Source organism: Streptomyces sp. TOM-9, assembly GCF_056858595.1.
The window spans coordinates 8710471-8734591 of sequence record NZ_JBXEQB010000001.1; the positions used below are offsets into that span (position 1 = coordinate 8710471).

Below are 24121 nucleotides of genomic sequence, written 5' to 3' on the forward strand. Positions count from 1 at the left end.
CGCGTCAGGCGTTCGGGTCGAACGGGATGCCCGCCGGCTTGGCCTTGGCCAGGTGGCCGTTGAAGTTGCCGTCCTTCAGGCCGAAGACCGCGCTGCCGAAGTCGGCCTGGCTCAGCTTGTCGCGCAGGCCCGCGGGGTAGCCGTTCCAGCCGATCAGGTCGGGGAACTGCCAGCCGTGGTAGTGGTTCTCCGGCGGCTCGTCGTTGGTGTTGGCGGGACGGAAGCAGTGCGTGCTCGCGCCGTCCTTGTGGTAGACGACCTTGGGGTGGGTCCCGTCCCAGCGGATCTGGTCGCGGCCGTAGATGTTGAAGTTGCCGTGCGCCGACGTGGACACGTACTGGGCCTGGTCGTCCTTCACCCAGACCACGACGTGCTCCCAGTCGTTGCGGTGGCCGCCGAGGCTGATGCCGGGTATGGCCTGGTCCTTCTCGAAGTAGAGGCCGTAGATGACGGCGCACCAGCCGTTGTTGCACTTGTAGCGGGCGTAGCCGTTGGTGTTGTCCAGGTCCGACTGGTCGCGGCAGTTGCCGTTCAGGGCGCCGGTGGGGTTGAGGCCCGGGTTGACGGTCCCGTCGGGGCCGATGGCGGGGGTGGGGTAGCAGCCGTCCGTGTCGTAGTCGAACGCCGGCTGGAACGTCTGCTCCAGGCCGTCCGCGTTGGCGGGCAGGGCGGGGGGCGGGGCGGCGAACGCCGTCCCCGGAAGGGCGATCACCAGCGCGACCGCGCCGCCGACGACAGCCGGGACCCTGCCGATACGCGAGCTTCTCTTCACTTGCTTCCTCCTGGTCGACCGCGGTGGGGGAGTGCACGGCCTGATTGACATGCCCGGCTCATCTTTCCCGAACCGCGGTGACGCGTCGAGCCTCGGCGGATGTCCCGGTGATGAAGCGTCAACCAATAGCGGGCGCAGGGCCGGACGGCCGCGACGTCCCGGGATCGTCACCGCCGGGTACCGGACCCGTGTGCCCGCGGGACACGCGCCGGAGGAGGGCGTTGGATTGCGGTACCGGACGTCGTGGGGGCGTTCCGACGGAGGGGGAACCATGAAGTACGCGATGCCCGCCGCCCTGTTGCTGCTGCTCCTGACCGCGTGCGGCGGCAAGGGCGCCGAAGCGGGCGGCGGTTCGCCCTCCGCCGGCACGCCGGGGCCGGACGCGAGCGCGAGCGCGTCGAGGAGCGCCTCCGCGGAGGACCCGGCGAAGGGCGGCGACGGCAACCCGGTCGACGCCGCGGCCTTCTGCGCCTTCCTCACCGATGAGCAGCCCAAGGTGAAGGGCATCGGCTCCGACGTCGGGGCGCAGGCCGCCCTGGCGATCGACCTGGCCACCTGGGTCTCCGACCACCCGGAGCAGCAGCCGCGCACGGCCGCGGACTTCGACGCCGCCGCGCAGCAGGGCTGCCCCGAGGTCCGCGAGTCGATCCTCGCCGCCACCGGTCACGACAGCCTCAAGGACGCGGTCGGCTGACGGCCGGCCCGCTCCCGCGGCGGGCCCGGCACACCGCCCCGCCGCCCTTCGCCGCCCCCGTACCGGGCACGACCGTGGCCTGATGCGACGAACGGCGAGGAGGCTGCGCATCGCATCGACGGGTCCTGACCGGTCGGTGCTCGCGCCGCGCTGGGACCCCGCCCGGCGCGGCGCGCGGGGCGACGCCGCCGCGCGCCGGCCGAACTCGCCGGGCTCGCCCGCACCGCCCACCGCGTCGCGGGCAGCGGCATCCGGGCCGCCCTGCTGGGCGTCAACGACGGCCTGGTCACCAACCTCTGCCTGATCCTCGGCGTCGCGGGCGCGAGCGCCGGTCCCGGGACGGTACGGCTGACCGGCCTCGCGTGCCTGCTCGCCGGCGCGCTGTCCATGGCCGCGGGGGTCTCCGTACGCGGGCGGCGGGAGATCACCGGCGGTACAGGGGGGAGGAGGACGCCCTCCACCGGGCGTGGACGCTGTCGTCCCCCCGTCGTGCCGGCGCACATGACGCGCCACATGCGCGACCGCGGCCTCGACAAGGAGCCCGCGGTCCGGGCCGGCCGGGGGATCGCCGCCGCCAAGCGCACCAACTGGCAGACGACCCTGCGCATCCTGTTCGGCGTCAGCGCCCAGGAGGCCGGATCGCCCATGGTCGCTGCCGTCTGCTTGCCGCTGCTCCTCACGGCGGGGGCCCTCGTGCCGCTGCCGCCGTGGTCCCTCACCTCCGGGACGGCCGCGGTGGCGGCGTCCCCGCCGTGACGGCCGCGGTGGCGGCGTCCCCGCCGTGACGGCCGCGGTGGCGGCGTCCCCGCCGTGACGGCCCTCGCCTCGCTCCTCGTCGGCGCGGTCCTCGGCTCCGACGCGGGCCCCCGCAAGGCCGCCCGGACCGCGGCACGCCAGCTGCTGATCGTCGCCGCCGCCTCGGCCGTGACGTACGCCCCGGGCGGGCAGGCGGTGAGCTGAGGGACCGGCCGGGGGCGCCGGTCGGCGTAGTCCGCCGAGCGGGGAGCGGGCGCCGCCCCTGAAGCTGGTGAGCAGCCGTCCGCCGGCACGACGCGAGGAGACCCCCATGACATCCACCAGCGCGCAGGCCGACGCCCGCGACTCCGGCACCTTCGACCTCGGCGGCGACCTGCCCGTCCACCGGCTGGGCTACGGGACGATGCAGCTCACCGGCGAGGGCGTGTGGGGCGACCCCGCGGACCCCGACGAGGCCGTACGGGTCCTGCGGCGCGCGGTCACCCTCGGCGTCACCTTCATCGACACCGCGGACGCCTACGGCCCCTTCACCGCCGAACTGCTCCTGCGCAAGGCCCTCCACCCCTATCCGCAGGACCTGGTGATCGCCACCAAGGCGGGTTTCGCCCGCCCCGGTCCCGGACAGTGGGTCGCGGTCGGGCGGCCCGCGTACCTGCGGCAGCAGGTGGAGCTGAGCCTGCGCCACCTGGGCGTCGAGCGCATCGACCTGCTCCAGCTGCACCGCGTCGACCCCGAGGTGCCCATCGCCGACCAGGTCGGGGAACTCGCCGCGCTGCAGCAGGAGGGCAAGATCCGGCACATCGGGCTCAGCGAGGTGACCACGGCCCAGATCGACGAGGCCGCGAGGACCGCCACCATCGTCTCCGTCCAGAACCGCTACAACCTCGCCGACCGGGCGGCCGAGGACGTCCTCGCCCACGCCGAGCGGCACGGCATGGGCTTCATCCCCTGGTTCCCGCTCGCCACGGGCGAACTGGCGCGGAAGGGCGGCCCCCTGGACCGCATCGCCGAGGCGCACGGCGCTCAGCCGTCCCAGCTCGCCCTCGCCTGGCTGCTGCGGCGCTCCCCGGTCATGCTGCCCATCCCCGGCACGTCCAAGGTCGTGCACCTGGAGCACAACATCGCCGCCGCGGGCATCCGGCTCACCGACGAGCAGTACGAGGCGCTGACGACGGCGGTCTGACGCGAGGGCACGGCCGCCGTGCGGCGCGGCACTCGCGCCGCGCGTCCTTCGTTACCTCCTCGGTGAACGCCGGACCATCACCTGAGGAGAGACCGTGGCCCTCTGGGACCGCATCAAGGACTCGGCCGCGACGATGCAGACGCAGCTCGTCGCCAAGAAGAACGACCTGAAGAGCGGCGCCTTCCGCGACGCGAGCATGGCGATGTGCGCCCTCGTCGCCGCCGCGGACGGCACCGTGGACCCCTCCGAACGACAGCGCGTCGCGCAGCTCATCGCGACCAACGAGGTCCTGCAGAACTTCCCGGCCGCCGACCTGCAGCGGCGCTTCGACGACTGCCTGGACAAACTCACCGCCGACTTCGACTTCGGCAAGGTCGGCGTCCTCCAGGAGATCGCCAAGGCCAGGAAGAAGCCCGCCGAGGCGCGGGCCGTCGTCCAGATCGGCATCGTCATCGGCGGCGCCGACGGCAACTTCGACAAGGCCGAGCAGGCCGTCGTCCGCGAGGCCTGCTACGCCCTCGACCTGGCCCCGGCGGAGTTCGACCTCTGAGCCTCCCCGCACGGTGCGCACGTCGGGCCGCCCCCGGGACCGGGGGCGGCCCGGCTCTTCTCCTGCCGCGGGGGATGCCGCATCATGGCCCGCCATGGAAGCCGCACCGCTGCTCGTCCTCGTGGGCCCGGCCGCGACGGGCAAGACGACCGTCGGGCAGGGCGTCGCCGCCCGGCTCGGGCGCCCCTTCACGGACCTCGACGCGATCGCCGACACCTACTACCGCGAGGTCGGCTGGAGCGTCGCGCGCCTGCGCGAGCGCATCACCGCCCTCGGCCGCGTGGCCGCCGAACGCGAGTGGGAGCCCGCCCGGGTCCACGCGGTGCGGCGCGTCCTCGCCGACCACCCCGGGGCGGTGATCGCCCTCGGCGCGGGCCACACGAGCTACGCCGAACCCCGCCACGACGCACAGGTCCGCGCCGCCCTCCGCCCCTGCACCGCGGTCCACCTGCTGCTCCCCGCCGCGGACCCGGAGCGCGCCCTCGCCGTGCTGCGCCGCCGCTCGATGGCGTCCAAGGGGACCGACTGGATCACCGACGGCCATGACTTCCTCGCGCACTGGCTCCACGACCCCACGTGCCGCGCCGTCGCGACGCACGTCGTCTGCACGGAGGGCGACACCCCGGAAGAGAGCATCGACCACGTGCTGCGCCTCCTCCCCGCCCACTAGGCCGTGTCGTCAAAGGAACGCCGGCCGCCCGGAGGGCGGGCCCAGCGGCGTCTGGTGCGGTGCATCGTAAGGCGGAGAGTCGTCCTCGTAGTGGGCTACTCGGACGATTCGACAACGCAGCGAGGTGCCGTGCCAGGCGCCGCTGGGCAGGCGGGACTTTGACGACACGGCCTAGGGCGGCCCCACGTGAAGGTGCGTCGTGGCCGGGGAGCCGGCCGGGGTCGTCCGCGGCCGGCCGTGCGGCGACTCCCGGCGTCAGGAGGCTTGGGCCTTCTGGCACTGCGCCTGGGGATCGTGGGCGTCGAGCTCGCTGCCGAGGCTGAGGACGCGGGCCTGCAGTGCGTCCGCCTCGTCCGTGCCGTCCGACGCCGGCGCGGCATCCGCCTTCAGGTCGGCGAGTTCGAGGCTCGCCGAGGCCCACTCCACCGTCCGGGACAGCCCTTGGGCGAGTTCCCGCCAGTCCGAGTCGAGGCGGGCGGCCTGGGCGGCCTGGCGCGCACTTTCCTCGAGAGCGGGTACGACCCGCTCGCGGACCGTGTCCCGGTCTTCGGGAGTGTCGAAGCCGCCGGGGAGGAACATCTCGTAGGTCCCGCACGCCTCACGGGCGAGGTCGCGTGCCCGGTCGCTGTCCCCCGACCCGCAGGCGCCGGCCAGGACCGTCAGGGCGAGGGCGACGGTGACTGAACCCAAAGATGATCTCCGCATGGACACATCATGCCTGGCCGGTGATACGGATGTGCGAACTCCCCGTCGTCCGCGGGACACTGCGGGGATGGCCACCGACGCCACCGCCCCGACCCCGCGGGAGCGGGCCCTGCGGCACGTTACGGGGCTTTCGTCGGGACCTCCGGTGGATCCGGCGCTACGGGTCACGCTGAACTTCCACCCGGACCGGGCCGCGCGGGGCAAGCCGGTGCTGCAGGCCCTGTCCGAAGGCGGCGTCTACCACTCGCAGTTCGTCACGGGGACGAGCAACGGCGGTCTGACCGCCCGGCCGGGCGGTGACCGGTGGCGGTGGGAGAGCCGCATCTTCAACGGTGCCTACGACGCCGCGCCCCCCGCCGAACGCCCCGTCTACGGGGCGCTGAACTTCCGCCGCAAGACGGTCGGCGCCGCGCCGCGGTTCGGGTCCGCCCACTTCCGCCTGAGCGCCGGGACGGTGGCCCGGACGACGTTCTGCTACCCCGACAGCTTCTTCGAACCCTCGGACTTCGGCGTCGGGGACCGCATGGGCCTGGTCGCGCTCGCCCTGGCCGACTCCAGGGACGCCCTCGACGACTACATCGAGGCACAGGTCCACGGACCGGTCCGTCTGGACCGCCATGTCGAGGCGCTGGTCCTGGACCCCTGCTACCGGGGCACGGCCGTCGAGGACGCCGCCCGCCGGCTGCCCTGCCCCGTGGAGTGGCACGGCGGCTTCCGGCTCACCGTCGGGGAACTCCGGCTGCGCCCCGCGTACCGCGGCCAGGACTACGTGGACCTGGGCGCCCGGATCGCGGTCGACGGCCTGCTCGACCCCCGCGTCCTCGGCACGGCCGCCGCGACCGGCCGCCACGACCCCCAGGCGCTCAAGAAGGTGTGGCACTGCCTCGCCCGCTTCGGGGCGGACGGCGCCCGAAGTTGACGCCACGTCGGACAATGCACCGGGGGACGGGGACGATGACCTCGGCACGCTTCACTGCCCGTTTCACCGCCGCATGGCTTCCGTTGTCCGGTCCCCTCTTCCGACGGCACTTCGCGGCGCGGGTGCTGTCGTGGACGGGGACCGCGGTCTCGCCGATCGCGCTGGCGTTCGCCGTGCTCGGGATCGGCGGGGGCGTCGGCGGGCTCGGGGTCGTGCTGGCGGCCGAGATGGCGGCACGAGCGGCGCTGCTGCTGGTCGGGGGCGCGGTGGCGGACCGGTGGCCCCGGTCCACGGTGCTGGTCGCTGCCAACGTCGTCGCCGCCGTGGGGCAGGGCTGCGCGGCTGCGCTGGTGTGGTCCGGGACCGCCCAGGTATGGCACCTGGCGGTGTCGGCGGCGTTCGGCGGCGTGGCGGGGGCGTTCATCGGGCCCGCGTCGAGCGGGGTGCTCCGTGCGGTGGTGCCGCCGGAACAGCTCCGGCAGGCCAACGCGCTGCTGCGGCTGGCGCAGAACTCGGTGAAGGTGGCCGGCCCGGCGCTGGGCGGCATTCTGGTGGCGGCGGCCGGGCCGCAGTGGGCCATCGCCTGGGACGCGGCCACGTACCTGGCCGCGGGACTCCTCTCCGTCCGCCTCCGCACCCCGCGGCCGCCCGACGCGCGCCCGCGGACCGGCGGTCTGCGGCCCGGCGAGGGATGGCGGGAGATCGCCGCGCGTCCGTGGCTGCGGTTGCTGCTGGTCCAGGGGACGGTGGTGGTGCCCGTCTGGCTGGTGTCGTTCCAGACGCTGGGGCCCGCCTACGCGGAGGAGCACTTGGGCGGTGCGGCAGCGTGGGGCTTGGCCATGACCGGCTTCACCGCGGGAATCCTCGTCGGCGCCGGCGTGGCGCTGTGGTGGCACGTCCGTCGCGTGGGCCGGCTGCTCTGCGCGGGGACCGCGCTGATGGCGCTGCCCATGCTCACCATGGCGGCCGGTACGGGTCTTCCGGCCGTGGGGGCCGGGTACTTCCTGGCCGGTGCAGGGGAGGCCCTGGTGTCGACGGTGTGGACCCTGCTGCTCCAACGCCGTGTTTCCGACGAGGCGTTCGGCCGGGTCATCGCGTTCTCCACCCTGCTGCAGCTCGCCCCCGTCCCCCTGGCCTCCCTCACGGCCGCGCCGATGGCCCACGCTTTCGGCGTGCGGCCGGCGCTGGCCGGCTGCGGCCTGATCACGCTCGGCGCCGCCGTGGTTCCGCTGGTGCGCCGTCGAGTCCGCGTGCTGTGCCTGCCGGCGAGTGGGGAGGAGAGGCCGCCCCGGCGCAGAACCCAGCCGCAGTCCTGAGCTGTCACCATCCGGCCCTCCGCCGGGCCTGGTGGCTGCCGTGGGGCGTGCGGTAGGAAGACCGAATGACACAGCCTCCCGTCTGCGGCCCCGAAGGGCCCCTGCGTGCCGCGGTCGTCGCCGGTGGGTCGGCGCCTGTGCGTGGCGTTCTCTTCGACTTCTCCGGGACGCTGTTCCAGATCGCGTCGTACGCGGACCGGATCCGCGCGGTGCTCGAACGGCCCGTGGGCGATGCGGAGATGGACCGGCTGCTGGACGGGCTGGAGGCGGGGCTCACGGATTCCGAGGTGGTGCGTGCGCAACGGGGCCGGGACGTCTCCTCGAAGGCGCACCGTCACGCTTTCACGACGTGGTACGCCTCCGTTGCCGAACTCGCCGCGTACGCCGACGCGCTCTACGAGCAGCTGCGGGCGCCCGGCCACTGGGTGCCGTACGCCGACGCCGGGGACACGCTGGAGGCCTTGCGGGGCGCGGGCATCGCCATGGGCGTCGTCAGCGACGTGGGCTGGGATCTGCGGCCGACCTTCGCCCATCACGGGCTCGACCACCACTTCTCGGCGTGGGTGCACTCCTACGCGTACGACACCGAGAAGCCCGACGCCGTCCTGTTCGGGCACGCCTGCCGTCAACTGGGCGTCGATCCGGCCGAGACGCTCATGGTGGGCGACCACCCGGCCAAGGACGGCGGCGCGGCCGGCGCGGGACTGCGTTCGTACGTGCTGCCCGCAGGCGCTGCCCCCGGCGGGCACCGGGGGCTGGACGCGGTGCTCCGGCTGGCCGGGGTGCGGTCGTGAGCGGCCCGGGGCACCTCACACGTGGCAGGTGGGCCGGGCCTCCTTCCTGGCCGCCTCCGCCTTCAGGGCTCCTGGTTCGAGGAGGGGTGAGGGCGATGTCCGTGCGCCGCCCGCAGGGTGTTCAGGCCCGGCTCCACTCGATCTTCAGCTCGCGCCCCAGTGCCCGCCCGGCCTCGGCGGCGGGCCGGCGGGTGGCGGGGTCGAGCGGGTTCGTGCCGATCGCCGCCAGTGACGCCTCGTCCGGTTCGACCACCGCGACCTCGGCGCCCGCGGCCCGTAGTTCCGCCAGGGCCCGCTCCAGGGGCAGTTCGCTGGGGAACAGGTCGGTGGTCCCCATCGGCGCGATGGCCAGCACGCGCGACGCGCCCCCGGCGTAGTCGGCGTTCGTGGCGGACCGTACGCCGCCGTCGACGAAGCGGCGCCCCTCGATCGTCACGGGGGGCCAGATGCCCGGCACGGCGCAGCTCGCCGCGACGGCGTCCACGAGGCCCACGCCGCAGGAGCCGTCGAAGACGCGCGGCTGCCCCGTCTCCGCGTCCACGGCGACGATCCGCACCGTCCGTGAGGCGGGCCAGTCGTGTGAGGGGAGACGGGACTCGATCACCCGCCGCCGTTCCGCCTCCGGCACGGTCCCGGCGTCCAGGGCGTACCTGCCGACCGCGCGCCGCATGTCGGGGACGGAGGCCGCGCCCTGCAGCACGTCGGCGATGCCCGCGCCGAAGTTCGCCAGGTCCACGTCCGCCATGATCTCGGCCGACTGCAGCTCCGGCTCGGTCTGCCGGGCGTAGAGCTCCTGCAGCGACAGCCCGCTGCCCAGTTGCGCCGCGACCGTCGCCCCCGCCGACGTCCCGACCAGCACGTCGGCTCCCGCCACGTCCTGCCCCGCGTCCGCGAGCCCCGTCAGCAGTCCGGTGATCCAGGCGATCCCCGCGACGCCCCCGCCACCGAGCACCAGTGCGTCGGTCATCTTCCGCCCTCTCCCTCGGCGTTGCCCTCGTCGACCCTCGTCCCATCCTCTCCCATGGCGGCCGGATCGTCCGGTTCCGCGAAGAGGACGAGTGTCGTCGGCCACCCAGCGTGACGCGCTGGTCACGTGGGCTCCCTGATCGTGGATCCCTTCGTGCGGATATAAGATGAATCGCCCGGGCGGTGCGCGGCGGAGACCTCCGTGGACCCCGGCCGCCGCGGCCCGAGGTGACGCCATGCGGAGCGATTCCCGCGTCCGCCACAGGAACGTCCGGAGTGGTGACCATGTCCGAGACACTGATTCCTCCCCGGCCGGTGATCGGCCCCACGATCGGCCCGGCGTTCGGCGCCACGACCGGCACCGCGGCGCAGCCCGCGCCGGCCCTGCGCCCGCACCGGGACCGGGTGGCGCCCACCCCGACGCCGGCCTGCGAGGAGAGCACCACCGCGGGCATCTCGTACACCGAGCCCCCGGAGGTCCCGAAGACCTGGGAGATCGTGGCCCTGGTGGCGATCTTCGCCGTCACGCTCCTGATCGCCGTCGGGATGTTCGGCAGGGTCCTGACGCTCTGACCGGTCGTCGGCGGCACACGGTCCAGGACGCCGGAGCGCCCCTTCTCAGCTCGGGGCCGGTGACCCGGCCGGATGCCCGCCGGACGGGGCGGACCGGGCGGCGGTGCCGTGGCCCGCGCTCTGCGCGCCCACGAGATCGAGCCCGGCCTCCAGTTCGTCCAGGGCCCGCCGGGCGGCGGCGAGACGTTCCCGCAGGTGGTCGGGCGGCGGCCCGCCCTCGGTCGGCCGGGGCGGCGCCTCGCGCTCGCGCTCCAGTTGCCTGGCCTCCTCCAGTGAGCTGATGACCACGCCGATGAGCAGGTTGACCAGCACGAACGAGCCGAGCAGCACATAAGACGCGTAGTAGAGCAGGCTCCAGCGCGAGATCTCCAGGCCGCCCCGGACGGCGTCGCCGATGCCGTCGAGGGTGATCAGCAGGAAGAGCGACAGGGCGGCCCGCCCGACGGACCCGTAGTGCTCGGGGTCGTCGTCGGCGAAGAAGACCCAGCCGGTCATGGCGTAGACGTACAGCAGCATCGTGCCGACGAGCAGGAAACTGACCGTGCCCGGCAGGCTCTTGCCGACGGCCACGATGATGATGCGCAGCTGCGGCAGGAAGCGGGCGGCGCGCACGACCCGGGCCAGCCGCAGCAGACGCAGCACCGTGGCGTTCTCGCGCGCGAAGGGCAGGTAGGCCAGCGTCACCACGGCCAGGTCGAAGACGTTCCACGGGTCGCGGAGGAAGTCCCTGGGGCGGTCGGCGTGGGCGCAGGCCCGTAGGACGACCTCGGCGGTGAAGGCCGCCAGGAAGGCGTGCTCCACCAGTTTCAGGGGGCCGTGCCAGCGTGCGGCGATGCCGTCGTAGGTCTCGACGCCGAGGACGGCCGCATTGGCCAGGACGAGGGCGAAGACGGTGACGCCGAACCACTCGGAGTCGACGACGCGACGGCAGCGCGCGGCGAGCGCACGGCCCGGGGGAGTGGCGGTGTGTTCTGCCATGTGCGTGTACCCGGTCCTCCGCTGGCGCCTGCCTGTTGACCCGACTGAAGTGGATCTTATGGCCGGCGGGCGGGCCCACGGGTCCGCAGACGCACTCAACTTCCCTTCGGGAGGCGTCGGTTCAGTGAGCCCTGGCACCGACGGGGCGCGGTGCGGGGTGGTCGGGGCCGGCGAGCGCGTCGTCGCCGTAGAGGTCCCTGACCCAGGGGGTGTGGTAGACGGTGTCGAGGTAGCGTTCGCCGAGGTCGGGGGCGATGGCGACCGCCGTGAGGGCGTCGTGGCCGCGGTCGGCGAGCCAGTCGGTGGCGGCGCTGACGACGGTTCCGGTGGAGCCGCCGAAGAGGAAGCCGCGGCGGGCCAGGCGGTGGCAGGTGCGGATGGCGTCCGCCTCCGCGACGTGGACGACCTCGTCCACGTACGCGGTGTCGAGCAGCGGCGGGCGGACGCTCGTGCCGAGCCCGGGGATCATGCGCCGGCCGGGGGCGCCGCCGAAGGTGACCGAGCCCGCGGTGTCGACGGCCACGACGCGGACGCGGGGATGGTGGCGGCGGAAGTAGCGGGCGCAGCCCATCAGCGTGCCGGTCGTGCCCGCGCCGACGAACAGGACGTCCAGGGCGGGGAAGCGGGCGGCGATGGCCGGGGCGGTCGTGCGGTAGTGGGCCCGGCCGTTGTCGGGGTTGGTGTACTGGTTCAGCCACACGTAACGGTCGTCGGCGGCGCACAGCGCGCGGACGTGGTCGATGCGGGCCCGTAGCCAGCCCCCGACGGGAGCGGGTTCGGTGATCAGGTGCACCCGGGCGCCGAGGGCGGCGATCATCTGCCGGGTGGCCAGGTTGCAGCGGGTGTCGGTCACGCACACGAAGCGGTGGCCGCGGTTCGCGGCGATCATGGCCAGGGCCACGCCGAGGTTGCCCGACGAGGACTCGACCAGGACCGAGCCGGCCCCGAGGCGTCCGCTGCGCTCGGCGGCCCCGATCATGGCGGCGGCCGCCTTGAGTTTGATCGACCCCGCGAAGTTGAAGCCCTCGCACTTGAGGAACAGCCGCTGTGCGAGGACGGGTTCGAGGTCGACGTACAGATCGTCCTCGTTGAAGTCCTGGGGTGCGGATATGACCGGCACGGTGTCTCCTTCCGGGGGGTGCTTCCAGTGACACCCATCGGGAGCTGTCCGTCATGTCACCGGAATCCGTGACTTGACGCCGACCGGGAGCGCCGTTACGGGCGGGCGCCGAACGGGCGGGGTGGGCGGATTGTCGGGACGTACGCCGCCGCGTCAAGTACCGAATTGCCGGGGCAGGACAGGCCGTCGGCTCCGGTGCCTACTGGAGGGCGGCGCCCCCGGCACACCGACGACCCGACGCCACCGCACCGCACCGCACCGGAAGGACGACCCGATGGACACGTACGCGCACACCGGCCGCAGGTTCTGGCACTCCATGGTGACCACCGGCGGGTTCACCTCGATACCGCGCTGGAACTCCCGGCCGTCCCCACCGGGCACCGCCGTGCACCGGCTGGGGCTCCCGGACGGGCTGGTGGCGGCCTTGCGACGGCAGGCGTACCGCCTCGGCGTGCCGCTGCGCTCGATGCTGCCGGCCGCGCACGCCAAGGTGCTGGCGGCCCTGTCGGGGGAGGCGGAGGTGGTCACCGGCTACGCCGTCGGGGACGGGAGGGTGCTCCCGTGCCGGCTGTCGGCGGCCGCCGCCACGTGGCGCGGGCTGGTGCTGGCCACGCACCGCGTGGAGGCGCAGGTGCTGGCCTTCCAGGACTACCCGGTCGGTGAGCTGAGCCGGGAGCTCGGGATGACCGGCCCGCTGTTCGAAACCGTCTGCGACCCGGCGGGCGTGGGCGCCGGTCCGGCCGGCGGCGCGGACGGCGCGCCGGACGGGTCGACGGTGCTGCGGGTGGGCCTGGGCGCCCACGAGGGCCGTCCGGTACTGGAGCTGGGCTACCGCACCGACGTGCTGGACGAGCCGGCGGCAGCCCGGATCGCCGGCTACCACCTGACCGCCCTCACCCTGATGGCCGCCGACGTCGACGCCGAGCACGCCCGCCAGAGCCTGCTCACGGCGGAGGAGACCCGGCTGCAGCTCGACGGGATGGCGGGGCCCCGGCGCAGGCTGCCCGACCGGCGCTTCCACGAGCTCTTCGAGGAGCGCGCGGCACGCCGGCCCGAGGCGGTGGCGGCGGTCCACGCCGGCCGGCGGTGGACGTACGGGGAGCTCAACGCCCGCGCCAACCGCCTGGCCCACGCCCTGCTGGCCCGCGGGCTGCGGGCCGAGGACGTGGTCGCGGTGGTCACCGGGCGGAACCTGGACTGGCTGGCCGCGGTGCTGGCCGTGCTCAAGGCCGGGGGCGCGTACCTGCCCGTCGAGCCGCACCTGCCGCCCGGCCGGATCGCCGCCGTCCTCACCCGCGCCGCCTGCACGACCGTCATCACCGAGCACGGCAGCACCGACGCCCTGGAACGGGCCCTGGCCGGGCTGCCCGGCACCACGACCGTCTTCGTGGAGGAGGCCCGCGCGGAGGAGCACCCGCCGTCCGATCCCGGTGTCCCCGTGGCCGGCGACCAGCTGGCGTACGTGTACTTCACCTCCGGCTCGACCGGGGAGCCCAAGGGCGCGATGTGCGAGCACGCCGGATTCCTCAACCACCTCTACGCCAAGATCGACGACCTCGGCATCGGGGAGGGCCAGGTCGTCGCCCAGACCGCGCCGCAGAGCTTCGACATCTCCCTGTGGCAGCTGACCGCCCCGCTGCTGGCCGGCGGGCGGGTCCTCGTCGTCGGGCAGGACGTGGTCCTGGACGCCGACCGCTTCCTCGACACGGTCGCCGGGGAACCGGTCGAGGTGCTGCAGCTCGTCCCCTCCCACCTGGACGTCGTGCTGTCCGCGCTGGAGAGCCGGCCGCGGCGCCTGCCGGACCTGCGGTGCGTCTCGGTGACCGGGGAGGCGCTGAAGAAGGACCTCGTCGAGCGCTGGTTCGCCGCCGTGCCGGGGACCCGGCTGGTGAACGCGTACGGGCTGACCGAGACCAGCGACGACACCAACCACGCGGTCATGGACCGTCCCCCCGAGTCCCACTGGGTCCCCGTCGGCCGGCCGGTCAACAACGTCCGCGTGTACGTCGTCGACGAGCACCTTGCGCCCGTCCCGCTGGGTGCCCCCGGCCTGATCGCGTTCTCGGGGATCTGCGTCGGCCGGGGTTACGTGAACGACCCCGAGCGCACCCGCGAGGCCTATCTGCCCGACCCCCACCACCCCGGGGCATGGCTCTACCGCAGCGGTGACGTCGGCCGCTGGCATCCCGGGGGCCGGCTGGAGTTCCTCGGCCGGACAGACGGCCAGGTGAAGATCCGCGGCTTCCGCATCGAGATCGGCGAGATCGAGAACACCCTCACGCGCGCCGACGGCGTCCGTGACGCCGCCGTGGTCCTGACCGGTCACGGGACCCGGCTGGCCGCCTTCTGCACCGGGGACCGGCCGACACCTGCGGCCGCGCTCCACGAACACCTGGCGGCGGCGCTGCCCGCCTACATGATCCCGGCGGCCTTCCACTGGCTGGAGCGCCTGCCGCTGACCGGCAACGGGAAGACCGATCGCGAGGCCCTGGCCGCGCTCGCCGGCCGTGCGGACCCCGCCGGTGCACACCAGCCCCCGCACACGGCGGCCGAACGCCGCCTGGCCACAGCGTGGGCTCAGGCGCTCGGAATCGCGGAGTACCGCGTCGGCCGCGGTGACCACTTCTTCGACCGGGGCGGCACCTCACTGGCCGCGGTGCGCCTGGCGATCCTGCTGGACCGCGACGTCACCCCCGCGGACGTCAACGCCCACCCGGTGCTGGCCGACCTCGCAGGGACTCTGGAGGCCCGGCGGCGCGTGGGCGGGCCGCAGGACGGGGAGCTCAGGCAGCCGGGGGCCGGCACTGCCGGAGGTCCGCCGGCACCGGTCCGTCGACACCCGGCACCGGGGGCGGCGCCGGGCGCTGGCACGCGGGGCACAGCTGATGCCCCCGCGCCGTGATCCGGGTGCCCCACCCGAGGCAGACCGCGCAGCTGCGTGCCGCGGCCAGGTCGGGATGCGGGACGGCGGGAGCGGAGCGTGCTCCGTGGGACATCCGGGACTCCTTGGGGTGCACGGAGAGGCGGCATGATGTCGAGCCTTATGAGCTCTTTATCCAGGTATAAGCGGAATGCCCCATTTTGGACAAACGCCGTGCGTCACCGATCGCGCACCACACGTGACGACTGTGCGGCGGTCCCGCCGCCCGCAACGGGAATGACATCGTCCGTCCGGCGGTTGCACACGACGCGGGTGACCGGTGGCGGGAGTACGCGACCTGGCGCCGTGGGGACCGCGCAGCGGTCCGGCCCCCACGAGGCCGCCGGGGAGCGGCGACCGGCACCCGCCTCATTCCCGCGCCGGTCCGGCCCCCATCCGGGCCGGCGCAGGCTGCTTCCCCGGGGATTGTCGGTGCCGGGTGGCACCGTGGACACCATGGACGAGGTGATACACCCCAGGGTCTACGGCGCCGACGTGGACGACCCGCATCCGGGCCCCAAGCCGGGGCACGTCTACCGGGAACTGGTCGGCGGCCCGCTGGACGGGCTGCTGCTCGACGTGACCGGCTGGACCGCGCCGCAGCACTCGGCGGGCGCGGAGCTGCGTACCGACATCGGCCGCTTCGGCCCGGGCGGCCGCGCCCGGTACGCCCCTCGCGACGGGGACACCGGCCACTGGGACTGGCACGGCGACAGTCGCTGACCGCCCCGGCGTCGCGGACGCCCCGTCACGGTCGCGTCCACCGGGCCGGGTTGCCGCGGGGGCCCCGGGTGGGTCAGTCCGGCTCGCCGGATCGCGCCCCCGGGTGTCTGATGAACACAGCGGTCCCGGGGCCCCGGAGTGGCCCCCGGTTCGGTCCCGGGCCGCTCTTCCCGCCGTGCCCGGCCCTGCCCTGCCCGGACGACCCTGCGCCCGCCGCGGAGTTCACGGGCGCGTGGCCGACGCAGCGGGTGGGCGAGCGCACCGGCGGCGAGCCCGGAAGGGCCGCCCGTTACGGCTTCCTGGCCATCCCGGCGGCGATGAGACGCTCCCAGACGGTGAGTTCACGCTCGGAGTCGCCGATGCGGGAGACACCGTCGCTCGCGTCCGGGCGCCACAGCGACGCGGGGACGATCCCCGGCTCCAGGACCTCCAGGCCGTCCAGCAGGTCCTCGATCTCCTTGTCGGTGCGCCAGCGCCCCCGGCCGAAGGTCTGCTGGAGGATGCGCTCCGACTCGGCGGTCTCCGGGTTGTTGCCGGACCGGAAGTGGCTGACGAAGAAGTAGCTGCCGGAGGGCACTTGGTCGCGCCAGTAGCCGACGATGCCCGCCGGGTCCTCGTCGTCGTTGACGTGGTGGAGGATGGCGCTCAGGATGACGGCGACGGGCTTGCCGAAGTCGATCACCTCGAGGGTGTCCGGGTGGTTCCGGATGACCTCGGGTTCGCGGATGTCGGCCTGGATGACGCGCGTGTCGTCGTTCTGCTCCAGCAGCGCCCGGCCGTGGGCGAGCACGATCGGGTCGCTGTCCACGTACACCACCGTGGAGCCGGGGGAGTGGCGCTGGGCGACCTGGTGGACGTTGTCCGCGGTCGGCAGACCGCTGCCCAGGTCGACGAACTGGCGTACACCGGTCGTGGTGGCGATCTCCCGGATCGCGCGGATCAGTGCAGCGCGGTTGGCGAAGGCGATCGCCACCGAGCCGGGCAGGTCCTTCTTGAACACGTCGCCGATCTCCCGGTCGACGGCGTAGTTGTCCTTGCCGCCGAGCAGGTAGTCGTAGACGCGTGCGATGCTTGGCCTGGTCTGGTCGACCCAGGAGACGTCGTCCGTCATGACACCCATCCTTCTCCGCGATGACGCCGGGCAACCGTCATCCTAGGGAAGATCGTGGGCAGTTCACCCCCGGCGGTGGTGCTCAGCCCATGCGGTCGACGAGGCGGGTCAGGATCCGGCCGGTGTTGCGGGGCGGCTGCGACTCGGCGGCGAGCCGGTCCATGACGGTCAGGTAGTGCTCCACGTCGTCCTGCTTGTCCAGGTAGAGCGCGCTCGTCAGCTGCTCCAGGTAGACGATGTCGGGCAGGTCCGGCTCCGAGAAGCGCAGGATGGTGACGGGGCCGCCGGCGGCGGCCAGACCGCCGATGTCGAACGGGGCGATCTGCAGCGTCACGTTGGGGAGCGCGGCGACCTTCATCAGGTGCTCCAGCTGACCGCGCATCACCTCGACGCCGCCGAGCGGCCGGTGGAGGCAGGCCTCGTCGAGCACGACCCACAGCTGCGGCGCGTCCGCCTTGGCGAGCAGGTCCTGACGGGTCATCCGCAGGTCGACACGGCGGCTGATCTCCCGCTCGGTCGCGCGGGGGTGGCCGAGCCTGGTGACGGCCCGGGCGTACGCCTCGGTCTGCAGCAGGCCGGGGACGAACTGCACCTCGTAGGTGCGGATGGTGTGGGCGGCCTCCTCAAGGCCGATGTGCGTCTCGAACCAGCTCGGCAGGACGTCGGCGTACTGGTGCCACCAGCCGGGGGTGTTGGCCCGCAGTGCGAGCCCCAGCAGGTCGGCGCGCTCCTGCGCGTCGGTCACGCCGTACAGGGTGAGGAGGTCGGCGACGTCGCGCTCCTTGAACCCCACCCGGCCCAGCTCGAGGCGGCTGATCTTCGCGTGCGACGCGCGGATCGCCTCGCCGGCCGCCTCGCGGCTGATCTGCCGGGATTCGCGCAGCCGGCGCAGCTGCGTGCCCAGGACGATGCGGAGCACCGTCGGCCCGCCGCGCTGCGCGGCGAGCGGCGAACCGGTGGCGGGCTCGTGGCCCGGCCAGGCGGCAGTCATGTCGGATCCCCCTGGACGACTGGTTGCGGATTCAGTGTTCCATCGCCGGGCCCGTCAGTACAGGCACATCCGCATCGCGGCGACGTGCCCGGTGCCCACCGCGCCGGTGTCCGGCGCACCCGCCGGGAGTAAAGGGGCGGCCGGGACGGTTGTCGTCGGCATGCACGGTGAGTACAAGGTGCCCGGTGGGAAGCTCGTGGTCGTGGACCTCGACGACCACGACGGGATGCTCCGCAATGTTCGCGTCGCAGGCGACTTCTTCCTCGAGCCGGACGAGGCGATCACCGCCATCGACCGGGCGCTCGAGGGCGCGCCCGCCGACACCGACGCCGCCGGCCTCGCGGCCCGGATCGAGGCGGCCCTGCCCGAGGGGACGGTGATGTACGGCCTGACCGCGGAGGGGGTCGCCGTCGCGGTACGGCGGGCCCTCGCCCAGGCCACGGACTGGACGGACTACGACTGGCAGCTGATCCACGAGGGACCGCAGTCCCCGGCCCTGCACATGGCCCTCGACGAGGTCGTCACCGCGCAGGTCGCGGCCGGCCGCCGGCCCCCGACCCTGCGCGTGTGGGAGTGGGGCGGTCCCGCGGTCGTCATCGGCAGCTTCCAGTCCCTCGCCAACGAGGTCGACGCGGAGAACGCCGAGCGCCACGGCCTGACCGTCGTGCGGCGGATCTCGGGCGGCGGCGCGATGTTCGTGGAGCCCGGGAACACCATCACGTACTCCCTGTCGGTGCCCGCCTCCCTGGTGTCGGGGCTCTCCTTCGCCGACTCCTACGCCTACCTCGACGACTGGGTGCTCGACGCCCTCGGGGACATGGGCATCAAGGCCTGGTACCAGCCGCTGAACGACATCGCCACCGAGGCCGGCAAGATCGCCGGCGCCGCGCAGAAGCGCGTGGTCGCCCCCGACGGGGGCGCGGGTGCGGTCCTCCACCACGTGACGATGTCCTACGACATCGACGCCGACAAGATGCTCCAGGTGCTGCGCATCGGACGCGAGAAGATGTCCGACAAGGGCACCCGCAGCGCCCAGAAGCGCGTCGACCCGCTGCGCCGCCAGACCGGGCTGCCGCGCGAGGCCGTCATCGACCGGATGATCGACTCCTTCCGCGCCCGCTACGGCCTCACGGACGGGAGCATCAGCGCCGAGGAGCTGGCGCGCGCGGAGGAACTCGTCGCCGCGAAGTTCGGCACCGCGGAGTGGACCGCTCGCGTGCCGTGACGCACGCACCCGGCCCGCGCCCCGTGTGTTTGACTCGTCAAGCATATGTCTATGCTTGACGAGTCAAAGATGTGGGGTGCGGGCCTGCCGGCGCGGACCCCGGAACCCCCCGGGCGTCCGTCCGCGCACCAGAAAGACGAACCACCATGCAATTCGGCATCTTCGGAGTCGGCGACGTCACCCGCGACCCGGTCACCGGACGCACGCCGAGCGAGGCGGAGCGCATCGACGCCATCGTGCGCATCGCCCGGCGCGCGGACGAGCTGGGACTGGACGTCTTCGCCATCGGCGAGCACCACAACCCGCCGTTCATCCCCTCCTCGCCCACCACGATCCTGGGGCACATCGCGGCGCTCACCGAGCGGATCACGCTGAGTACCTCCGTCACACTGATCACGACGAACGACCCGGTGCGCATCGCGGAGGAGTACGCGATGCTGCAGCACGTCGCCAAGGGCCGGGTCGACCTCGTCCTCGGACGCGGCAACACGGCGCCGGTCTACCCCTGGTTCGGGCAGGACATCCACCGGGGTGTCGAACTCGCCCTGGAGAACTACAACCTGCTGCACCGACTGTGGCGGGAGGACGTGGTCGACTGGGAGGGCAACTTCCGCTCCGCCCTGCAGGGCTTCACCTCCACCCCACGCCCCCTGGACGACGTGCCGCCCTTCGTGTGGCACGGCTCCATCCGCACGCCCGAGATCGCCGAACAGGCCGCCTACTACGGCAACGGCTTCTTCGCCAACAACGTCCTGGCGCCGTACGGGCACTTCGAACGGCTCGTCGCCTTCTACCGCCAGCGGTTCGCGCACCACGGGCACGGCGCCCCGGAGCAGGCGGTCGTCGGCCTCGGCGGCCAGGCCCACATCGCCCGGCGTTCGCAGGACGCGGTCGCGGCGTTCCGCCCGTACTTCGAGGGCCACCCGCTGTTCCGCGGGCACTCGCTGGACGAGTACCGCAAGCTCACACCGCTGTCGGTGGGCAGTCCGCAGGAGGTCATCGACAAGACGATGGACTTCCGGGAGCGCTTCGGCGACTACCAGCGCCAGTTGTGGAACGTGGACGGCATGGGGCAGCCCGTCGAGGTCGTCCTGGAGCAGATGGAGCTGCTGGCCACCGAGGTGGTGCCGGTGCTCCGCAAGGAGATGGCCTCGCTGCGCGCCCCGGGCGTGGCGGACGCGCCCACGCACGCGAGCCTGGTGCGGGCGAAGTACGGGGACGCCGAGCCGCGGCAGCCGCGGCCGAACCCCAACCGCGGGGACAACGTCACCGGCGCCTCCCCGTACCAGGACAATGATCCGTCGGTCGCCGCGCACCGGCCCCTGGCGGGCTGAGCCATGAGCACCGGCACCCCGGCCGCCGACGCGTCCGCCGCCCGCCCGCTCAGCCTCGTCGTCGTCGACGCGGGGGTCAGTGATCCCTCGTCGTCGCGGCTGCTGGCCGGCCGCATCGCCCACCGGGCCGTCGCCGCGCTGCGCGAGCAGGGGCGTACGGCCACGACCCGGTCGATCGGACTCGGTCCGCTCGCCGTCGACATCGCCCGGGCGATCGTCTCCGGGCACCCCGGTGAGGACCTGCAGGCGGCGATCGGCGAACTGGCCTCCGCGGACGGCGTGATCACCTCCACCCCGGTCTACACCGCGGGGGTGAGCGGCCTGTTCAAGTCGTTCTTCGACGTCCTGGACGGCGACCTGTTCGTCGCCAAGCCCGTCCTGCTCGCCGCGACGGCCGGCAGCGCGCGTCATGCGCTGGTGGTCGAGGACCAGGTCCGCCCCATGTTCGCCTACCTGCGCGCCCTCTCCGTCCCGACGTCGGTCTTCGCCGCCCCCGAGGACTGGGGCGCGTCGGCGCTGGGGGACCGCATCGGCCGGGCGGCCGTCGAGCTCGCGGCGCTGATGGCCAGCGGGGTCGCCGACACGATCGCGGACCGCGCCTGGTCCGGCTACCAGCACCGCTTCGGCGGCAACGCCACGCGTGCCGAACGCACCGCCGCCGACGTCGACTTCGACACCCCGCTCATGCGCCTGGCCGCCGGGGGAGCCCCGTTGCGGAAGGAAGGCCCCGCCGGCTGACCGCCGAGGCGATCCCGCCGCGCCGGGGCCGGAGCCGGAGCCGGGAGCTGAGGTGTCCGGCGGCGTACCAGCCGGCGTGGGCCAGGGCGGCGCCCGCGAGGGCGTCCAGGACGTAGTGGTTGGCGGTCAGGACGACGGTGGCGTCCATCGACACGGTGAGCGCGACGGCGAGGACGCGGAGCCAGACCTTCCGGGTGGCGGCGAGGACCGCCAGCGTCATGAGCAGGTTCCAGCCGACGTGCAGGCTCGGCATCGCCGCGTACTGGTCGGTGAAGGCGGGCGGCTGCAGCACGCGGTAGGCATGGGACTGCTGGGTGACGGTGTCCGTCATGCCCGGCGCCGCCAGTCGCGGCGGGGCCACGGGGAACGCGGCGAAGACGACGAGCCCGGCCGCGCCCGAGAACAGCATCGCGCCGGCCGCCCGGGTGTACACCTCCGGGTGCCGGGAGAGCAGCCACAGCAGGGTGAGCGCGATGACCGGCCAGTGGCCGAAGATGTAGATCCAGTTGAGGACCCGCGTGAGGGTGCGGTCGTCGACGACCAGGTCCTGCAGCGGGGACTCCCAGTCCAGGTGCAGGAACCGTTCGGTGGCCTGGACCCGGGCGGCGTTGTGCAGGGCCGTGCCCTGCGAACCGTCGGTCAGGCCCCGGACGCCGAAGTAGCCGATGACGGCGGCCACGACGACCGCGCTCCGCGGGACCAGCCGGGACGCGGTGGCGGCCGGGGGCCCGTCATGGGCCGCCCGGCAGGAGACGGCGTCGTACGCCAGGTGGCGGGCGCGGTGCGCGTAGGGCGCGATGACGCTCATCGCGGGGTCCGCAAGCCCTGCCGGTCACTCTGGGTTCCCGGGTGCGACTCCGCGCGGACTCCGGCACCCGCGAGCGGGGCCCGCCACAGCGGGACGACGATCCGGCTGCCGTCGGTGTTTCTGCCACTGCCGTCCGACGAGGGGAGTGGGCCGTTCATTTCTGCCTCCGGTTCAGTTGTGCTCGAACGCATCGCAACAACTGGGAGTTTCGTTTCCCGTATTCCAGAGGGTCGTGGTGGGGAAGATCACAGGAAGTCGTCGCGATGCGCCGGCCATGGCGCGGCATGGGGGGATCACGGGAGGCCGGGCGTTTCTTCCCTGAGGGCAAAGTGAACTGACCATGCGTCCGATGAGAGGTGTCATCGCTGCTCACGCGCAAGGTGCCCGACGTGGAGTTGACAGGGAACGGCGACCGGTATCTACTTGACGCTGCAAGCATCTGGGATGGGTGCGGCTTCCGTGCGTCCTCCGGGGATTTCCGGCGAGGAATGCGGGGCATACCTGCGACAGGCCTTTCCGCGGCGATGAATCGGTGCCCGTGGACGCGGAATTCGGCACCGTCCCCGTTTCCGGCGGGTCGCTCGTGAGTGGCGCCCGGCGATGGCGGTGCCGTGCCGATTTGCCGATCCCCTGCGGCACTTCTACGGTCATGGGACAGGGTCCATCACCTTGCGTGAGGGGACGGCCGTGGTCACCGTCAGTGATGCCTTCTACCGAATCCTGCGCCATCACGGGGTGAAGGCGGTCTTCGGCAATCCCGGGTCCAACGAGCTCTCGTTCCTCACCGGGCTGCCCGAGGACATCCCCTACTACCTGGCCCTCCAGGAGGGCGCCGCGATCGCGATGGCCGACGGCTTCGCCCAGGCGTCGGACACGACCGGCTTCCTCAACCTGCACGCCGCCTCGGGCACCGGCAACGCGATGGGCTGCATGACCAACACGGCGAGCTGCCACACCCCGATGGTCGTCATGGCCGGCCAGCAGTCCCGGCGCTACGTCCCCGTGGGCGCGATGCTCACCAACGTCGACCCGACCAAACTCTGCGACCCGCTGGTCAAGTGGTCCGGCGAACCGCCGCGGCCGCAGGACGGCCCGGCACTGGTCTCCAAGGGCCTGATGCTCGCCGGCTCCGCGCCGCGCGGCGTGGTCTACCTGTCCGTACCGCTGGACGACTGGAACGAGCCCGCCGAGGAAGGCGACCTGGCCCGCCTCATGGACCGCGGGGTCGAGGGCAGCCCCGTGGTGGCGCCGCGCGTGCTGGACGCGCTGGCCGGCGTGCTGGACCGCGCCGCGTCGCCGGTGCTCGTCCTCGGCCCGGGAGCCGACACCGAGACCGGCTTCCCCGCGGCGGTCGCGCTGGCCGAACGGGCCCGGCTCCCCGTCTGGGTGGCCCCCAGCCCGCCGCGGGCGCCGTTCCCCACGCGACACCGCTGCTACCAGGGCCAGTTGCCGTCCGCCGTCGGCGCGGTCGCGGAGGTGCTCTCCGGTCACGACGTCGTCCTGTGCTTCGGGGCGCCCGTCTTCCGGTACCACGCGCCCAGCGGCAGCGACTTCCTGCCGCCGGGCGTCAGCGTGTACGGCGTCACCGACGACCCGGACGAAGCGGCCCGCGCCCCCTTCGGCCGCCTCGCCGTGGGCGACCCGTCCGACGCCCTGGTGCGTCTGGCCGAGGCGGCCGCCCCGGGCGACCGGCCCTGGCCCCCCGGGCGCACCGTCGCGGCGGCGGACACCTCCGGGCCCGCGTTCACCGCCGAGGCGATCCTCGACGCGATCGAGCGCGGTAAGAGCGACGACACCGTGTTCGCCCTCGAGTGGACGTCCGCGGACATGGCGCGCGACCGGCTCACCATCACCCGGCCCAAGTCGCTGTTCTACCCTGCCTCCGGCGGCCTGGGCTGGGGCCTGCCCGCCGCCATCGGGCTGCGGCTCGGCCGTCCCGAGCGGCCCGTCGTCGCCCTGATCGGCGACGGGGCCATGCAGTACACCCCCTCCGCCCTGTGGACCGCCGCCCGCTACCGGGTGCCGGTCACCTTCGTGGTCTGCAACAACCGCAGGTACCGGGCGCTGGAGGAGTTCTCCCGGCTCCTCCACGTCCCGGAGGGCGACTACCTGGACATCTCCGGCATCGGCGTCCTGGACCTCGCCCGCGGCTACGGCCTGGAGGCGCACCGCGCGGAGGACCTCCAGGACCTGACGGACTTCGTGCACCAGGGGCCGACCGCCCAGGTCCCCCGGCTCGTCGAGGTCCACCAGCGCTGAAGGGGCCGCCGGCGTC

24 protein-coding genes are annotated in these 24121 nt (G+C 73.5%); 16 read left to right on the forward strand and 8 right to left on the reverse strand.

The genetic code is table 11. The features are described from left to right. Positions 1 to 4: 4 nt before the first annotated feature. The gene (locus tag AC1VWI_RS40065; protein WP_499515962.1) at positions 5 to 772 is read right to left on the reverse strand and encodes an NPP1 family protein; all 768 of its coding nucleotides are present in this window, start codon (positions 770 to 772) and stop codon (positions 5 to 7) included. 271 nt (positions 773 to 1043) lie between these two features. Here AC1VWI_RS40065 and AC1VWI_RS40070 point away from each other — a divergent pair, with 271 nt between their 5' ends. The 6 genes from AC1VWI_RS40070 to AC1VWI_RS40095 all read left to right on the forward strand — a co-directional run bounded on the left by AC1VWI_RS40070 (position 1044) and on the right by AC1VWI_RS40095 (position 4625). Beyond that, positions 1044 to 1466, forward strand: coding sequence for a hypothetical protein (locus AC1VWI_RS40070; RefSeq protein WP_499515963.1), 423 nt, complete (start codon positions 1044 to 1046; stop codon positions 1464 to 1466). A gap of 303 nt (positions 1467 to 1769) precedes the next feature. After that, entirely contained in the window at positions 1770 to 2222 is a 453-nt protein-coding gene (locus AC1VWI_RS40075; protein ID WP_499517029.1) for a VIT1/CCC1 transporter family protein, read from the forward strand. 54 nt (positions 2223 to 2276) lie between these two features. Further along, positions 2277 to 2426, forward strand: coding sequence for a hypothetical protein (locus AC1VWI_RS40080; RefSeq protein WP_499515964.1), 150 nt, complete (start codon positions 2277 to 2279; stop codon positions 2424 to 2426). Positions 2427 to 2532: 106 nt separating this feature from the next. Continuing rightward, entirely contained in the window at positions 2533 to 3405 is an 873-nt protein-coding gene (locus AC1VWI_RS40085) for an aldo/keto reductase (RefSeq protein WP_499515965.1), read from the forward strand. A 94-nt stretch (positions 3406 to 3499) separates the two neighbouring features. Continuing rightward, on the forward strand, positions 3500 to 3955 hold the full coding sequence (locus AC1VWI_RS40090; protein WP_499515966.1) for a tellurite resistance TerB family protein: 456 nt from the start codon (positions 3500 to 3502) through the stop codon (positions 3953 to 3955). A 94-nt stretch (positions 3956 to 4049) separates the two neighbouring features. Beyond that, the gene (locus AC1VWI_RS40095) at positions 4050 to 4625 is read left to right on the forward strand and encodes a shikimate kinase (protein WP_499515967.1); all 576 of its coding nucleotides are present in this window, start codon (positions 4050 to 4052) and stop codon (positions 4623 to 4625) included. Positions 4626 to 4880: 255 nt separating this feature from the next. Here AC1VWI_RS40095 and AC1VWI_RS40100 read toward each other — a convergent pair whose 3' ends face one another. After that, positions 4881 to 5315 (reverse strand): hypothetical protein, encoded by a 435-nt coding sequence (locus AC1VWI_RS40100; RefSeq protein WP_499515968.1) that lies wholly within the window; start codon positions 5313 to 5315, stop codon positions 4881 to 4883. Between the two features lie 82 nt (positions 5316 to 5397). On the opposite strand from AC1VWI_RS40100, the gene AC1VWI_RS40105 reads away from it, so the two are divergent. From AC1VWI_RS40105 to AC1VWI_RS40115, 3 genes are all read left to right on the forward strand, one after another. Further along, on the forward strand, positions 5398 to 6249 hold the full coding sequence (locus AC1VWI_RS40105) for a DUF3626 domain-containing protein (protein WP_499515969.1): 852 nt from the start codon (positions 5398 to 5400) through the stop codon (positions 6247 to 6249). 35 nt (positions 6250 to 6284) lie between these two features. Next, positions 6285 to 7565 carry an MFS transporter gene (locus AC1VWI_RS40110; protein ID WP_499515970.1) on the forward strand — a complete coding sequence of 427 codons (1281 nt, stop codon included), beginning with the start codon at positions 6285 to 6287 and terminating at the stop codon, positions 7563 to 7565. Positions 7566 to 7630: 65 nt separating this feature from the next. Further along, positions 7631 to 8359 (forward strand): HAD family hydrolase, encoded by a 729-nt coding sequence (locus AC1VWI_RS40115; RefSeq protein ID WP_499515971.1) that lies wholly within the window; start codon positions 7631 to 7633, stop codon positions 8357 to 8359. 121 nt (positions 8360 to 8480) lie between these two features. Here the strand turns inward: AC1VWI_RS40115 and AC1VWI_RS40120 are convergent, their stop codons facing one another. After that, positions 8481 to 9326 carry a patatin-like phospholipase family protein gene (locus tag AC1VWI_RS40120; protein WP_499515972.1) on the reverse strand — a complete coding sequence of 282 codons (846 nt, stop codon included), beginning with the start codon at positions 9324 to 9326 and terminating at the stop codon, positions 8481 to 8483. A gap of 284 nt (positions 9327 to 9610) precedes the next feature. Here AC1VWI_RS40120 and AC1VWI_RS40125 point away from each other — a divergent pair, with 284 nt between their 5' ends. Continuing rightward, positions 9611 to 9898 (forward strand): DUF6480 family protein, encoded by a 288-nt coding sequence (locus AC1VWI_RS40125; protein WP_499515973.1) that lies wholly within the window; start codon positions 9611 to 9613, stop codon positions 9896 to 9898. A 45-nt stretch (positions 9899 to 9943) separates the two neighbouring features. Here AC1VWI_RS40125 and AC1VWI_RS40130 read toward each other — a convergent pair whose 3' ends face one another. Then, positions 9944 to 10876, reverse strand: a complete 933-nt coding sequence (locus tag AC1VWI_RS40130; RefSeq protein WP_499515974.1) for an ion transporter — start codon at positions 10874 to 10876, stop codon at positions 9944 to 9946. A gap of 121 nt (positions 10877 to 10997) precedes the next feature. Next, the gene (gene sbnA, locus AC1VWI_RS40135; protein WP_499515975.1) at positions 10998 to 11996 is read right to left on the reverse strand and encodes a 2,3-diaminopropionate biosynthesis protein SbnA; all 999 of its coding nucleotides are present in this window, start codon (positions 11994 to 11996) and stop codon (positions 10998 to 11000) included. Positions 11997 to 12270: 274 nt separating this feature from the next. Here sbnA and AC1VWI_RS40140 point away from each other — a divergent pair, with 274 nt between their 5' ends. Continuing rightward, positions 12271 to 14898 carry a non-ribosomal peptide synthetase gene (locus tag AC1VWI_RS40140; RefSeq protein ID WP_499515976.1) on the forward strand — a complete coding sequence of 876 codons (2628 nt, stop codon included), beginning with the start codon at positions 12271 to 12273 and terminating at the stop codon, positions 14896 to 14898. Between the two features lie 474 nt (positions 14899 to 15372). Further along, complete coding sequence (locus AC1VWI_RS40145) at positions 15373 to 15639, forward strand: hypothetical protein (protein ID WP_499515977.1); 267 nt, start codon at positions 15373 to 15375, stop codon at positions 15637 to 15639. Between the two features lie 289 nt (positions 15640 to 15928). Here AC1VWI_RS40145 and AC1VWI_RS40150 read toward each other — a convergent pair whose 3' ends face one another. Both AC1VWI_RS40150 and AC1VWI_RS40155 read right to left on the reverse strand, forming a co-directional pair. Beyond that, positions 15929 to 16750, reverse strand: a complete 822-nt coding sequence (locus tag AC1VWI_RS40150) for an SAM-dependent methyltransferase (protein ID WP_499515978.1) — start codon at positions 16748 to 16750, stop codon at positions 15929 to 15931. A gap of 82 nt (positions 16751 to 16832) precedes the next feature. Further along, complete coding sequence (locus tag AC1VWI_RS40155) at positions 16833 to 17741, reverse strand: Sco1979 family transcriptional regulator (RefSeq protein ID WP_499515979.1); 909 nt, start codon at positions 17739 to 17741, stop codon at positions 16833 to 16835. Between the two features lie 160 nt (positions 17742 to 17901). On the opposite strand from AC1VWI_RS40155, the gene lplAB reads away from it, so the two are divergent. From lplAB to AC1VWI_RS40170, 3 genes are all read left to right on the forward strand, one after another. Further along, positions 17902 to 18966, forward strand: a complete 1065-nt coding sequence (gene lplAB / locus AC1VWI_RS40160) for a lipoate-protein ligase LplAB (RefSeq protein ID WP_499515980.1) — start codon at positions 17902 to 17904, stop codon at positions 18964 to 18966. Between the two features lie 146 nt (positions 18967 to 19112). Further along, a complete protein-coding gene (locus AC1VWI_RS40165) occupies positions 19113 to 20300 on the forward strand; it encodes a CE1758 family FMN-dependent luciferase-like monooxygenase (protein ID WP_499515981.1) in 1188 nt (395 codons plus the stop codon). Between the two features lie 3 nt (positions 20301 to 20303). Further along, positions 20304 to 21038: a CE1759 family FMN reductase gene (locus AC1VWI_RS40170; protein ID WP_499515982.1), complete on the forward strand. Its 735-nt coding sequence runs from the start codon at positions 20304 to 20306 to the stop codon at positions 21036 to 21038. Here AC1VWI_RS40170 and AC1VWI_RS40175 read toward each other — a convergent pair. Next, entirely contained in the window at positions 20983 to 21846 is an 864-nt protein-coding gene (locus AC1VWI_RS40175) for a phosphatase PAP2 family protein (protein WP_499515983.1), read from the reverse strand. The two genes, AC1VWI_RS40170 and AC1VWI_RS40175, sit on opposite strands and share 56 nt — an antisense overlap. Positions 21847 to 22515: 669 nt before the next feature. Between AC1VWI_RS40175 and mdlC the strand changes: the two genes are divergently transcribed. Beyond that, complete coding sequence (gene mdlC / locus AC1VWI_RS40180; protein ID WP_499515984.1) at positions 22516 to 24105, forward strand: benzoylformate decarboxylase; 1590 nt, start codon at positions 22516 to 22518, stop codon at positions 24103 to 24105. The last annotated feature ends 16 nt before the right edge of the window (positions 24106 to 24121 follow it).

Excerpts from the sequence above, each read along its gene's own strand:
- AC1VWI_RS40130 (WP_499515974.1), bottom strand. The coding sequence starts at position 10,876 with ATGGCAGAACACACCGCCACTCCCCCGGGCCGTGCGCTCGCCGCGCGC.
- AC1VWI_RS40115 (WP_499515971.1), top strand. The coding sequence starts at position 7,631 with ATGACACAGCCTCCCGTCTGCGGCCCCGAAGGGCCCCTGCGTGCCGCG.
- AC1VWI_RS40150 (WP_499515978.1), bottom strand. The coding sequence starts at position 16,750 with ATGACGGACGACGTCTCCTGGGTCGACCAGACCAGGCCAAGCATCGCA.
- AC1VWI_RS40175 (WP_499515983.1), bottom strand. The coding sequence starts at position 21,846 with ATGAGCGTCATCGCGCCCTACGCGCACCGCGCCCGCCACCTGGCGTAC.
- AC1VWI_RS40105 (WP_499515969.1), top strand. The coding sequence starts at position 5,398 with ATGGCCACCGACGCCACCGCCCCGACCCCGCGGGAGCGGGCCCTGCGG.
- AC1VWI_RS40120 (WP_499515972.1), bottom strand. The coding sequence starts at position 9,326 with ATGACCGACGCACTGGTGCTCGGTGGCGGGGGCGTCGCGGGGATCGCC.
- lplAB (WP_499515980.1), top strand. The coding sequence starts at position 17,902 with ATGCACGGTGAGTACAAGGTGCCCGGTGGGAAGCTCGTGGTCGTGGAC.
- AC1VWI_RS40165 (WP_499515981.1), top strand. The coding sequence starts at position 19,113 with ATGCAATTCGGCATCTTCGGAGTCGGCGACGTCACCCGCGACCCGGTC.
- AC1VWI_RS40140 (WP_499515976.1), top strand. The coding sequence starts at position 12,271 with ATGGACACGTACGCGCACACCGGCCGCAGGTTCTGGCACTCCATGGTG.
- AC1VWI_RS40155 (WP_499515979.1), bottom strand. The coding sequence starts at position 17,741 with ATGACTGCCGCCTGGCCGGGCCACGAGCCCGCCACCGGTTCGCCGCTC.
- AC1VWI_RS40085 (WP_499515965.1), top strand. The coding sequence starts at position 2,533 with ATGACATCCACCAGCGCGCAGGCCGACGCCCGCGACTCCGGCACCTTC.
- AC1VWI_RS40170 (WP_499515982.1), top strand. The coding sequence starts at position 20,304 with ATGAGCACCGGCACCCCGGCCGCCGACGCGTCCGCCGCCCGCCCGCTC.
- AC1VWI_RS40125 (WP_499515973.1), top strand. The coding sequence starts at position 9,611 with ATGTCCGAGACACTGATTCCTCCCCGGCCGGTGATCGGCCCCACGATC.
- AC1VWI_RS40145 (WP_499515977.1), top strand. The coding sequence starts at position 15,373 with ATGGACGAGGTGATACACCCCAGGGTCTACGGCGCCGACGTGGACGAC.
- AC1VWI_RS40110 (WP_499515970.1), top strand. The coding sequence starts at position 6,285 with ATGACCTCGGCACGCTTCACTGCCCGTTTCACCGCCGCATGGCTTCCG.
- AC1VWI_RS40095 (WP_499515967.1), top strand. The coding sequence starts at position 4,050 with ATGGAAGCCGCACCGCTGCTCGTCCTCGTGGGCCCGGCCGCGACGGGC.
- AC1VWI_RS40070 (WP_499515963.1), top strand. The coding sequence starts at position 1,044 with ATGAAGTACGCGATGCCCGCCGCCCTGTTGCTGCTGCTCCTGACCGCG.